Below are 12,427 nucleotides of genomic sequence, written 5' to 3'. Positions count from 1 at the left end.
TTTCCCCCATTAGATAATCTCAGCTTTTTTTATAACAGTTGGAGAAGATTCTCCAATGATGACCTTTTCAGAAGTGATATTTACTTGTTTATCTGTTATCACATTTTCAAGATATGTTCCCTCGTCAATAACACCTTTTTGCATGATAATACTGTTTTTGACAGTTGCCCCTTTGCGTATTTTTACCCCGCGGAAGATAATGCTATTTTCAACCGTTCCTTCGATATCACTTCCATTTGCAATTAAGGAATTGCTGACATTAGAAGTTGTGGAATATTTAACTGGGGGCTCATGCTTTGTTTTCGTATAAATCTCCCAGTTATCAAAGAAAAATTCCTTTGTAACCTGCGGATTTAAGAACTCCATATTCGTTTTATAATAACTTGAAATTGAATGAATAAATGGCATATATCCTTTAAAATGATAGCTGTTTGCTTTTAGTCGAGGCAGGTTTGCCTTGACTAAATCTCGTATAAAATCGTATTCCCCATTTTCATAACATTTTGTAATAAGCTCAATTAATAGCTTTTTTGAAAAAACAAACGTTTCTGTACATACGGGATCACCCTGTTTTGGAGATGTATAGAGTTCTAGATTGGATACTTTATCATCCGCATTCAGGATGCATTTATGATAAATTGGTTTTTCGACAGGCTCTCCATCGAATTGCTTGTAAACAATCGTGATGTCAGCTCCACTTTCTCTATGGCTTTTTATCACTTCATTAAAATTGATTTTATAAACATGGTGACCTGGAGAAAATAGGACTGTATCCTCATGGGATCGCTTAAAGAACTCCAGATGATCAAAATATTGCTGAATGTCACCGACTATACTTTTATCCGGGTGAATTGGAGGTAAAATAAATAATCCCCCATTTCGCCGATCAAGATCCCATTCTTTTCCATTGCCAAGATGATCCATGATGGAACGATATTTATCCTTTGTGAAGATACCCACCTTTTTAATGTGGGCGTTAATAAAATTGGACATTGTAAAATCAATTAGTCGATATCTTCCTCCGAATGGTACAGCTGCCAGACACCGGTGCTGGGTTAATTCTTTTAAATATTGCTTATCATTCACTAAATTAATTACACCAATTACTCGTTCCAATCCCAATCGCTCCTCATGTGAAATTTATTTACTTACGGTTAATGGTCTAACAGTGTCTTCATCTCCAACTAACGTTATGGTAGCGTTCGGGGCATCTGACCCAATATGTGCTCCATCTGGGATGCATAAATCACTTGCAATAATTGCTTTATGAATGGTCACATTTTTGCCGATTTGAACATTCGGCATGATAACAGAGTCTTTAATAATCGAGTTCTCTCCGACCTGTACATTGTATGAGAGAACAGAGTGGTCAATTGTTCCTTGTACAATACAGCCTTCATTAATCAGTGATTGAGAAATTTCAGCAGCTGGTGAAATATATTGTGGTGGATGTGTCGCAATTCCGGTAAAGAATGGCCAGCTTGGGTCATGTAAATCAAAACCAGGAGCATCATCTAAAAGGTCCATGTGTGCTTCCCATAGGCTTTCGATTGTACCGACATCCTTCCAATAACTATCAAACTGGTATGCATATAACTGATTATTGTCTTCAAGTAATTTCGGAATAATGTCTTTCCCGAAATCGTTTGAAGAATGAATGTTTAATTCATCTTCGTTTAAATATTTCTTTAATAATTTCCATTTGAATAGGTAAATCCCCATTGACGCAAGATTACTTTTTGGATTTGCTGGTTTTTCATCAAATTCAACAATTTTCTTTTCTTCATTTGTATTCATGATCCCAAAGCGGCTTGCCTCTGCCCACGGAACCTCAATGACTGCAATTGTAGCGGCAGCATCCTTTTCCAGGTGGAAGCGAAGCATTTTACTATAATCCATTTTGTAAATATGATCGCCAGATAAAATAACCACATATTCTGGGTCATATTGCTCTATATAATGGATATTTTGGTAGACTGCGTTGGCAGTTCCTTTGTACCAATCTCCGCCATTCTTACCAAGGTAAGGCGGTAGGACTGTTACTCCCCCATTGTTCCTGTCTAGATCCCAAGGTCGCCCATTGCTTACATAGTTATTAAGTACATGAGGACGATATTGAGTTACGACACCGACTGTATCGATGCCTGAATGAGTACAATTACTTAACGGAAAATCAATAATTCGGTACTTTCCTCCAAACGGAACAGCGGGTTTGGCAAGGGTTGTCGTTAATTCCCCCAATCTTGACCCTTGACCACCTGCTAATACAACTGCAATCCACTTCTTTGACCTCATTTTTTGATGACACCTCTTTTTCTCTTTTTTGTCACTTTTCTAAAAATACTTATTGCTAAAGGTGGAACTTTAATTGACATACTGTATGGCTGATTATGCGCTGGCTCATTATCAACCGAAATAGCAGCCTCGTTAATCTGACCAGATCCTCCAAATTCTACGGAATCACTGTTAAATAATTCTATATAACTCCCAGTTGCTGGGACGCCAATACGATAATCTTCATAAACCTCGGCTCCGAAGTTACATACGATAATGGAATAATCACCTTTGCGCTTCCCATGTCTCATGAATGTAATCACAGATTGATCATGGTTATCAGGGTCAATCCATTCAAAACCTTCTTGTTCATGATCCAGTCTCCAAAGACTAGAATTCATTTGGTAAAAATGCTGAAGCTCTTTAAAATATGTTTGCAGCTTAGAGTGAGAATCATATTTTAGCAGCATCCAATCTAGCTCTTCAAGCTCTTTCCATTCGGTGAATTGGCCAAACTCTCCACCCATGAAGAGAAGTTTTTTTCCGGGATGGGTCATCAAATAGCCATATAATAAACGTAAATTTGCAAACTTCTGCCAGTAGTCACCTGGCATTTTATCTAAAAGGGATTTCTTCCCGTGTACAACATCATCATGAGAAAAAGGTAAAACAAAATTTTCTGAAAATGCATAGAAGAAAGAAAAAGTTAATAAATTATGGTGATAGCGTCTGTCGGACGGGTGCAGTCGCATGTACTTAAGGACATCATTCACCCAGCCCATATTCCATTTATAATTAAAGCCCAATCCGCCGGCAGAAGTTGGTGCAGTTACAAGGGGATAGTCAGTTGCTTCTTCTGCAATCATCAAGACTCCCGGGTATCTTTTGAACATTTCTTCATTTGCTTTTTTTATAAATTCGATTGCTTCTAGATTTTCTTCGCCACCAAATTGATTAAATAGCTTTTCATGTTGCGGGTTGTCGTGGTTGAGGTATATCAATGATGAAACAGCGTCGATTCGAAAGCCATCAATATGGTACATATCCATCCAAAAAGCAAGATTGGAAAGTAAAAAACTATGAATCTCCGGTTTTGTAAAATCAAAGTTGTACGTTCCCCATAAAGGTCTGTCAGCTCGTTTTGATTCGGCAGGCTCATAAAGAGGAGTCCCATCAAATCTTCCTAGTCCGTGTGCATCACGGCAGAAATGAACTGGAACCCAATCAAGGATGACACCTATACCTTTTTGGTGACATTGATCCACAAAATACATGAAATCTTGTGGTGAACCATGTCTACTTGTTACAGAATAAAAGCCAGTTATTTGATAGCCCCAAGATAAGTCAAAAGGATGCTCCATGATCGGCATTAACTCTATATGTGTAAACCCATGTTCAACTACATATTCAATGACTTCATCCGCTAGCTCGCGATATGTATAAAAGCCGCCATCTTCTTTCTTTTTCCAAGAACCAGTATGCAATTCGTAAATTAGCATTGATTGATTGTAGGATTCCACCTTTTCACGGTTCTTGATCCATTTCTTATCATTCCATTTATATTGGTCGAGTCTAGTAATAACGGAAGCTGTGTTAGGTCTTAATTCAGAAAAGAATGCATAGGGATCTGCTTTTAGATTCTTGTCATCATTTGCATTTGTGATTTCGTATTTATAAAGCTCACCCTCTTTTAATCCTGGGATAAAGCCAACCCATATACCAGAGTTTGGTATCATTTCAAGGTGATTTTCACGACCATCCCAGTTAGTAAAGTCGCCAACTACAGATACTGCCTTGGCATGTGGTGCCCAAACTGAAAATCGAACCCCTTCTTTCCCTTCATAGGTCATAACATGTGCACCTAGTATGTTATAGCCTTCTAATAATGTTCCTTCGTGAAATAAATACAGGTCAAACTCACTTGGAATAAGATCCGCTCTTTTTTCAAGCGTAGAATTCAAGATTGTTATCCTCCTTTTGATATATGTAAAGAGAAAGTTTGTAATACCAAAAATTTATGTCATTTGTATGAAAGTCGATAAAATAAATAAGACCATGGTTTGGTATCACTTTTTCACTTTATTATATAGATTCGTCTTGTGTTCAAAATATTCCTTTGGCGAATAATGTTTTTTATTGTCAAATAAGGTAGAAAAGACGGAAAATTATTATTTTAATGAAAATATTTTTGAAAGAAAAGATGAAACCGTTTACAACATTTCGTTGATTTGTGGAGATTTTTTACATATTTGTGCACAAATTTGATATTGTGAAATAATATGAATAAGGATGGGGTCACCAGAGATTTTACTATTGTAGAATAATATTGGTGTAAGTAAAAAGTTTTACCCAAACAAAAAAAGCTGCATTCGCAGCTTTTTAAGAAATTTTTTGTTGAGCAATGTCATCTATTTTTGTGAGGAAAATATAGGACATCGCAACTGACCATGCTAATGGGGTGTTTCCATTTGGCCTATTTGTACCACCTACATATAGCTCAGGAACCTCCCAGTTGTCAGGCACAATTCTCTTAGTTTTTTCTATATACTCACTTGCTTTATGAAATTGACCTAATTCAAGGTGGCAAAGACCTAACCATGGGAATCCAAAACACCACTCGGCCTCTTTTCCTTCATTATAATATTGGTCATTTTCATAGCGAATTACACCATATGTCCGCTCTAATTTTGAGGAAACGGTTTCAACAATCTTAATTGCAGTATCCCGATCTACGACCCGGTATGGGAATACTAGGGAAAGTAAAGCTAAATCAGTATTCTTTGTTTCGCTTTCTCGAGGTAAAAGATTTCGGAGGGCATTCTCACCTTTTTTGATTAAATCCTCATTTACATTAACAAGGATTTTAACAGCATTCAGTCCAGCCACACAGGCACCAAGACTTGAAGCATGAACTTCCATATTTTCTTCCCACATGCCATTATCTTTTGCGTGCCAATATTGAAGGCATTCCAGATAATCGACAAGCTTTTGAACAATTTCAATATCTTTTTTATCTCGAATTACTTTTTGGCCTAAGCGGTATCCTTCACCAACGCCCCATAAAAATGCGCCAATCGCATCGTTTTGGGCATGCCCCCATTCGACATGCATCTCCTTTAAATCAGTGGAATAGCGTGAATGAATATATTCAAATAAATAGATTGGTTTCTTTTTCCGATGGATATCAATTTTCCACTCATACGTCTTAAACATATCAAATAAAGCATGATAGGCCTTCGCATATCTGTCAGACGGTTCATTGATAAATGGAAGAACAGTATATACTATATCTCGAATCCATACATAGCTATAATCATTTGATAAACTTGCGGTATAAGCACCATTTGATAAGCGCATACGGTCAAGAACCTGAATTGCTTTATTGGTATACATTTCGTATCACCCCATTAGCTTATTTACTATACAATCATTCTTGACAGAAATCCTATTTATAAAACACATCAAATTTATTTACCAAGTTAATAATTAATATTTAATTATATTCTATAATATGTAAGCAAAGGCAAAATGATAACAATTGTCTACTTTTTGTGTGAAATGCCTACATTTCGGTGCATGTCAGCGCCCGAATTTTCTTGTTTCACAAAAAATGTTTCACGAAAATAAGAAAAAGACCAAATCACATTTTAGTGGTTTAGGTCTTTTTCTGTTAGATTATCTTTTTTTAAAAATGATCGAAATGATTTCGTCTGTTGTCATATCGCTATTAATTTCAAATGTGCCAAGCTTTAAGTATTTGGCTACACCTTTTTGCTCAACCAGGTTTGCGAAATCCCATGCATCCCCGCTTATGATTTGGGCAGATATAAGAGCTTTTCCAACTTCATAGCTTGTCATACCCTCTGAGACGGTGATGACAGTTTTATTGACAACTGGCTCAGCCGGTTCTTCTTTTTGTTCTTCCGGAGTTTCTTCTTTTATCTCTTCTTTTGGTTGTTCCTCAGTATTTTCAACTGGATTCTTCGCTTCAGCAGTCGCTTGATTCCATTCTTCTTCTGTATGAACAACATAACCTTCAGCTGATAGAAGACTTTTTAGCTCTTCGACAGTTGGTTTTTCTCCAGCCTTTGTGTTTGTTGCTTGTTGGGGCCCGAAAAAATAAACAGCCGCACACACAACTGCTGCAAGTAATAGTCCAGATGCAAAGCTAGTTAATGTTTTAGCGGTCATTGGCTGCTTTTCTCCCTTCTGCTTGTTTCATAAATGGAGACAGCAAACCTTGTACTTCGATTTCACTTTGATTTGTTTCATTCGCAATGCTTGTTACTGAGTACCCTCTTTTATATAAATCGAGCGCATCACGAAGTAAAGCGCGATGTTCTTTATCTGTTGTATCTATTCCTGCTTGGTTTGCAAGAATTTCATTGTCTAATTCAAGGTTTCTCATTTGCTCTTGTAGCTTATTTATTTCCTCCATAAAACTTACTGAATATAATTCAAGCTCTCGTTGCTCAGCCTTTTTTGCTTTTTTCGTAAGTGCATAGGATAAAATGAGCAATACTGCTGCTACCCCAAATAATATGACCAACGCCCATTCCATCATTGGACATCATCCTTTCAAAGCTTTTTGTCTTACAACAGATAATTATACAATGAAATAAGACAAATTTCGATTGATTTCGATAAAATCCTTCGATGGTCAGTGGTAATGGAAGAAATTAACGTGGGGAAAGCAAGGTTTCACGCCTTTTGACCTATGTACAATGGACAACTGGTAAATGTTTGATTTCTCGAGCATCCGATCCTTAATTACAAAAAGATGCCCCGATTTATAAAAGGGACATCTTTAAACAAGCTTATTCTTTTACAAATTCTTTTGTGCTTCTAACGGTGTCAATAGGTCGTACATAGCTTTCAATGGCTTCACGCTTTGATTCTAGGAATGGTGGTAAAGATAGCTTTTCACCTAATGTTTCGTATGGTTCATCCCCCATAAACCCAGGGCCATCGGTAGCAAATTCAAATAGTATTCCTGGTGCCACCCTAGAATAAAGTGATCCAAAGAAGAAGCGATCAACAAAGCCTGAAGTTTGGAAACCAAATTCGTGTAAATGCTTGTCCCATTCATTTAGGACAGATTTATCGTCTACCCTAAAAGCTGCATGGTGGACCGTTCCAAAGCCTTGCTGTGCCGGTGGAAGAATGGTGTTATTCTCTACAACAACCCGAGCCCCATTCCCCCCCTCGCCTACTTCAAACAAGTGGTATGAGCCATCTGCTGCAATTTCTTTAAATTGTAATACTTTTTCAAGCATTTCTTTAAAGAAATCAAAATGGGCAGTTCGTACAAATAGTGGTCCTAAACCAGTGATTGCATATTCTAATGGAATTGGCCCTTTTTGCCATGGAGTTCCAGCAGGCACACCTTTATTGTTTTCATCTGAAACTAATTGATATTGTTGGTCATCAAAGTCAACAAAAGATATTGTTTTTATGCCAAATTGTTCTTTCACTCCAAAATGTTTAACATTTAATCGGTCAAAGCGTTTTTCCCAATAATCGATTGCGGCATCGGTTGGAACACGGAAGGATGTTTTTGATATTTCATTTGAACCATGAACTCCTTTTGGGATTCCTGGAAAATCGAAGAAGGTCATGTCTGTACCTGGACTGCCTGTATCGTCTGCAAAAAAGAGGTGATATGTTTGAATATCATCCTGGTTTACTGTTTTCTTTACTAAACGCATTCCTAATACATAGGTAAAAAATTCATAGTTTTTTTCTGCACTACTCGTGATCGCAGTGACATGGTGTATTCCTTTTAATCCGTTCATTATTTATGCCTCCAATTCCGTTGTGTGTATTTTAGTTTTTCCTAGCAATAAGAAACTTATCGATAATATCTTTAAACTATATATCTTAAATTCAGGATAATTATACAGCCTAATTTAATATGTGTCAATTAAGGAGTTCTGAAAAAAAAAGTCCCCACATTATAGTGAGGACTAGATAAAAGGCTATTCTCCAACGATGACACGTAGAACATTTGGGCGATCTTTAAACGTTTTTGTGCCTGCTCCGTAACCAATTGCTGAGGCCTTCATTGAAGGAAAACTGCAAAATTCATCTGTAAGCACGGAGATAATACCTGCTCCCGTTGGTGTCGTAAGTTCAAAGCGAATATCACTCTGTTCAATCGGCACTCCTTTTAATATTTCAAGCGTAGCAGGAGCCGGAACCGGATAAATTCCATGGTCAATATGGATTTTTCCGGTTCCAACTGGTACAGCAGATGATTTTACCGTTGAAATTTCCAGCTGATGTAATAATATAGCTGCTCCGACAATATCGATGATAGAATCAACAGCACCTACTTCATGGAAATGAACTTTTTCTAATGGAAGTCCATGTATAAGACCTTCAGCTTTTCCAATTTTCCTAAAAATCTTTAGTGATATATCCTTAACTTCAGGTGCTAATTCGGAATCCTCAATCATCTTCACAATATCCGTATAAGCACGATGTGAATGATGGTGGTGATGGTCATGAGTATGCACATTGTGCTGATGGTCATGATCATGTGTATGTAAATGATCGTGTTCAAGTTCATGATTATGATGGTGATCATGATGATGCTCGTGTTCATGATCATGATGGTGGTCATGAGTATGCTCATGGTGCTGATCATGTGTATGTGAGTGCCTATGACTATCATCTTTTAAAATGACATCAAATTTCGTGGAGGTGATTCCGTTTTTCACGACTTTTTTCCATTGTAGTTCATATTCATCTTCAAAATGCAGCTTTTTTAATTCCTGAACAAGATTTTGTGGGTCTCCACCTGCATCAAGTAATGCTCCAATGACCATGTCTCCACTAATTCCGGAAAAACAGTCAAAATATAGTGTTTTCATTTAGTCTGATTCTCTCCTTTTTGGGCAAGTTGATCAATTAAGACTGCGTTGTATGCACCACCGAAACCGTTGTCGATATTTACGACACTAATTCCAGATGCACAGGAATTCAGCATTGTAAGTAAAGCTGATAGCCCTTGAAAATTTGCCCCATAACCGATACTTGTTGGGACTGCGATAATCGGATGAGAAACAAGTCCACCGACTACACTTGGTAAAGCCCCCTCCATGCCAGCGACAACAACTGACACATTTGCATTTCGAATCTCCTCAATGTTATCAAATAAACGATGGATGCCGGCAACACCTACATCATAGAAACGACGAATATTACTGCCTAGAACTTCAGCTGTTATAGCGGCCTCTTCAGCTACTCGTAGATCAGAGGTTCCTGCACATACAATTGCGATATAGCCATTCCTTTGCGTATTTCCCCTTGTCTCATCTTTCCAATATAGAACCCGAGCTGTTTCATTGTATACAAACTCTGGGTTTAATTTCAAAATAAAATCTGCTTTTTCTTTAGAAATTCGGGTAACAAGGACATTGTCTCCACGCTTTTTGATTATATTAATGATCGAGTGAATTTGTTCCTTCGTTTTGCCCTCTCCAAAAACAATTTCAGGAAAACCCTGTCTATTTTTTCGATGATGGTCAATTTTTGCAAATCCTAAATTTTCATAGGTTGCAAGTTGTTTTTTAGCATCCACTATACTTAATGTTCCTTGTTTGACCTGCTCTAAGATTTCTTCTACCATGTTTCACACACCTTAATCGATTTCAAAATCGATGTATACCTAAAGTAAAGCGTCAGTATCAAACTGACGCTTATATTTTAGAAATGTTTGATAATATCTTTTCCAATTGCTTCATATTTTGCGTATATAGCTTTGTATTTCTCATGGGTTTCGCTATTTGGTAAAACAGGCTCTCCCATTGGGATATTGTTCTTGATCTCTTCAAAGGAATTCACTTTACCGATGCCTACTAATGCGGTCCAAGCTGCGCCCCAAGCCGCACTGTGATGGCTTTCCGGGACATAAACCTCTTTACCAAAAATATCAGCAAGCATTTGAAGCCACAATGGTGAACGTGCTAATCCACCGTTTACATAAAGCTTTTCTGTTTTTCCAGCTTGTTTTTCTAATGCTTGTCCGATTTGGTATAGATTAAATGTAATCCCCTCTAATACGGCACGAACAAAGTGCTCTGTTTTATGAGTAACGGACATACCGAAGAAGTTACCACGGGCTTGTTGGTTCCACAAAGGAGCGCGTTCCCCATTAATATATGGGTGGAAAAATAAACCTTCAGCGCCAGGGCCAACCTTTGCCGCCTCAGCAGTAAAATGATCAAAGCTTTTTTGGTAATTAAGCAGCTCTTTTAACCATTGAAGGGCAATTCCACCGTTATTCGTTGGACCGCCAACAATAAAATATTCATCAGAAAAAGCATAACAAAAAGTTTCATGCTTTCTATTTGATTGGAATCCTTTTGTAAATTGGCGAATGGCTCCACTTGTACCAGCTGTAACAGCAACCTCCCCTGGAGAAATCGCTCCAATTCCTAAATTGGCAAATTGACCATCGGCAGCACCGATAATAAAAGGCATTTCGTTCGAAATTCCCATTTCATCAGCAATAGCTGGTTTAATGTCGGTTAATTGGTAAGTTGGTGGGACGATTTTTGAAAGCATGTCTTCTGTGATACCAGCTTTGTTAAGCACCTCTTCATCCCATTGAAATGTTTTTCCATTAAACATTCCTGTTGCAGATGCCACTGAATAATCAATTACTCGCTGACCAAACCATTTTAAAAGCAAATATTCTTTAATGGATAAAAAATAGCTTGATTGTCTATATGGTATATAATCAATTTCCTTCATCCAAATAAACTTTGATAAAGGTGACATTGGATGAATCGGCATCCCTGTTCTTGAAAAAATGTCAAGTCCGTCTGATTCCAAAAGTTCATTTGCTTGTTTTGTACTTCTGCCGTCTGCCCAAATTAATGCTTGGGAAAGAGCTTCTCCATTATCCCCCATACAAATGATGGAATGCATAGCAGCTGAAATACCCAAGCTAATGATTTCCGCTTTACTTACTTTCGCCTGTTGAATAGCCATATTGATTGCTTTTACAGCAGAGCGTTCAATTTCATCAGGATCTTGCTCAACCCAACCTTGCTTAGGGTAGTAAGAGGTAACTAGATCCTCTGCTTCAGCAACTACCTTACCATCTAAGGTAAAAATAACTGCTTTTGCACTGGTTGTTCCAAGGTCGAGACCAATGACGTATTCATGTGACATACTACATCTTCCTTTTCACGTTCTATCATAACTTTATTAGTTTGTGACATAATGTTACCATATTATTCTTTTCAAAGAAAAAGCTTTGGAAAGAATCCAAAGCTTTTCTGCTTAAGAAAGGACTTTATTCATACTTCCACTCTTGTAACCTACTAAATCTAGAGTTATATATTTATAGCCAATGGAATTAAGTTCTTTTGTAATGGCTTTATGATTATCTAAGACAATTTTCATATCATTAGGTTCAACTTCGATCCGAGCAATATCTTGATGAGTACGAACACGAACCTGACGAATTTGAAGAGATTTAAGGAATTCCTCTGCTTTTTCAACCTTTGTTAACTTTTCAATCGTAATTTTTTCGCCATAAGCAATCCGAGATGAAAGACAAGCAAATGATGGTTTATTCCAAGTTGGCAAATCAAATTCACGGGAAAGTTCCCTGATTTCATCTTTAAAAAGATTTGCCTCCTGTAATGGACCACGAATTCCTTTTTCCTTGGCTGCCTTCATACCTGGACGAAACTCATTCATATCATCCGCGATGACGCCATACACAACATTGTGATAACCCTCACGTTCCATAACAGGAATGAGATGATCAAACAGACTGCTCTTACAGAAATAACAACGATTTCGATCATTTTCTGTGTAGCCAGGAATAGCTAGCTCCGATGTTTCAATAACACGATGGTTGGCCCCTATCTGTTTTGCAAGGACTTCGGCTTCCTTTAACTCAGTTGAAGGATATGTTTCTGAATCAGCAGTTACCGCTAAAACATTTTCTTTCCCTAGTGTGTCAACAGCAACCTTTAATAAAAAGGTACTGTCAACGCCACCAGAAAAAGCAACGACAACTGATTCCATCTCTCGGAGAATTGACACTAGCTTTTGATACTTTTCGTCGATCATTGTCTTCTCCCCTTCTTTCCCGGTTGTAATTGTTCTCTATCTATTTATATCAGGTAAA

11 protein-coding genes are annotated in these 12,427 nt (G+C 37.5%); all 11 read right to left on the bottom strand.

Annotated features, from left to right (window positions below; genetic code table 11):
* Positions 1-9 precede the first annotated feature (9 nt).
* Positions 10-1,116, bottom strand: a complete 1,107-nt coding sequence (gene glgD, locus LKW28_RS10385) for a glucose-1-phosphate adenylyltransferase subunit GlgD (RefSeq protein ID WP_229140289.1) — start codon at positions 1,114-1,116, stop codon at positions 10-12.
* A gap of 24 nt (positions 1,117-1,140) precedes the next feature.
* Positions 1,141-2,295: a glucose-1-phosphate adenylyltransferase gene (locus tag LKW28_RS10380; RefSeq protein ID WP_229140288.1), complete on the bottom strand. Its 1,155-nt coding sequence runs from the start codon at positions 2,293-2,295 to the stop codon at positions 1,141-1,143.
* A complete protein-coding gene (gene glgB, locus LKW28_RS10375) occupies positions 2,292-4,235 on the bottom strand; it encodes a 1,4-alpha-glucan branching protein GlgB (RefSeq protein ID WP_324255027.1) in 1,944 nt (647 codons plus the stop codon). Before glgB ends, LKW28_RS10380 begins: the two co-directional genes overlap by 4 nt.
* 418 nt (positions 4,236-4,653) lie before the next feature.
* Positions 4,654-5,667 carry a glycoside hydrolase family 15 protein gene (locus LKW28_RS10370; protein WP_229140287.1) on the bottom strand — a complete coding sequence of 338 codons (1,014 nt, stop codon included), beginning with the start codon at positions 5,665-5,667 and terminating at the stop codon, positions 4,654-4,656.
* A gap of 282 nt (positions 5,668-5,949) precedes the next feature.
* Positions 5,950-6,465: a hypothetical protein gene (locus LKW28_RS10365; RefSeq protein ID WP_229140286.1), complete on the bottom strand. Its 516-nt coding sequence runs from the start codon at positions 6,463-6,465 to the stop codon at positions 5,950-5,952.
* Positions 6,455-6,838 carry a hypothetical protein gene (locus LKW28_RS10360; protein ID WP_229140285.1) on the bottom strand — a complete coding sequence of 128 codons (384 nt, stop codon included), beginning with the start codon at positions 6,836-6,838 and terminating at the stop codon, positions 6,455-6,457. The genes LKW28_RS10365 and LKW28_RS10360 overlap by 11 nt, the downstream gene beginning before the upstream one ends.
* A 253-nt stretch (positions 6,839-7,091) precedes the next feature.
* Positions 7,092-8,069 carry a ring-cleaving dioxygenase gene (locus tag LKW28_RS10355; protein WP_229140284.1) on the bottom strand — a complete coding sequence of 326 codons (978 nt, stop codon included), beginning with the start codon at positions 8,067-8,069 and terminating at the stop codon, positions 7,092-7,094.
* A gap of 183 nt (positions 8,070-8,252) precedes the next feature.
* Positions 8,253-9,149, bottom strand: a complete 897-nt coding sequence (locus LKW28_RS10350; protein ID WP_229140283.1) for a LarC family nickel insertion protein — start codon at positions 9,147-9,149, stop codon at positions 8,253-8,255.
* Positions 9,146-9,907, bottom strand: a complete 762-nt coding sequence (gene larB, locus LKW28_RS10345; protein WP_229140282.1) for a nickel pincer cofactor biosynthesis protein LarB — start codon at positions 9,905-9,907, stop codon at positions 9,146-9,148. Before larB ends, LKW28_RS10350 begins: the two co-directional genes overlap by 4 nt.
* A 77-nt stretch (positions 9,908-9,984) precedes the next feature.
* Positions 9,985-11,457 carry a gluconokinase gene (locus LKW28_RS10340; protein ID WP_229140281.1) on the bottom strand — a complete coding sequence of 491 codons (1,473 nt, stop codon included), beginning with the start codon at positions 11,455-11,457 and terminating at the stop codon, positions 9,985-9,987.
* A gap of 111 nt (positions 11,458-11,568) precedes the next feature.
* Positions 11,569-12,369, bottom strand: a complete 801-nt coding sequence (gene larE / locus LKW28_RS10335; RefSeq protein WP_229140280.1) for an ATP-dependent sacrificial sulfur transferase LarE — start codon at positions 12,367-12,369, stop codon at positions 11,569-11,571.
* Positions 12,370-12,427: the final 58 nt, after the last annotated feature.

The sequence above is a fragment of the Bacillus sp. REN16 genome (genome assembly GCF_020731355.1).
In the GTDB taxonomy this organism is placed as follows: Bacteria; Bacillota; Bacilli; order Bacillales; family Bacillaceae_L; genus Ferdinandcohnia.
Note: the sequence above shows the minus strand (reverse complement) of the source record. Positions and strands in the feature narration are given on the sequence as shown.

Coding starts and splice junctions, on each gene's coding strand:
- LKW28_RS10380 (WP_229140288.1), bottom strand. CDS start 2,295: ATGAGGTCAAAGAAGTGGATTGCAGTTGTATTAGCAGGTGGTCAAGGG.
- LKW28_RS10370 (WP_229140287.1), bottom strand. CDS start 5,667: ATGTATACCAATAAAGCAATTCAGGTTCTTGACCGTATGCGCTTATCA.
- LKW28_RS10365 (WP_229140286.1), bottom strand. CDS start 6,465: ATGACCGCTAAAACATTAACTAGCTTTGCATCTGGACTATTACTTGCA.
- LKW28_RS10360 (WP_229140285.1), bottom strand. CDS start 6,838: ATGATGGAATGGGCGTTGGTCATATTATTTGGGGTAGCAGCAGTATTG.
- LKW28_RS10355 (WP_229140284.1), bottom strand. CDS start 8,069: ATGAACGGATTAAAAGGAATACACCATGTCACTGCGATCACGAGTAGT.
- LKW28_RS10350 (WP_229140283.1), bottom strand. CDS start 9,149: ATGAAAACACTATATTTTGACTGTTTTTCCGGAATTAGTGGAGACATG.
- larB (WP_229140282.1), bottom strand. CDS start 9,907: ATGGTAGAAGAAATCTTAGAGCAGGTCAAACAAGGAACATTAAGTATA.
- LKW28_RS10340 (WP_229140281.1), bottom strand. CDS start 11,457: ATGTCACATGAATACGTCATTGGTCTCGACCTTGGAACAACCAGTGCA.
- larE (WP_229140280.1), bottom strand. CDS start 12,369: ATGATCGACGAAAAGTATCAAAAGCTAGTGTCAATTCTCCGAGAGATG.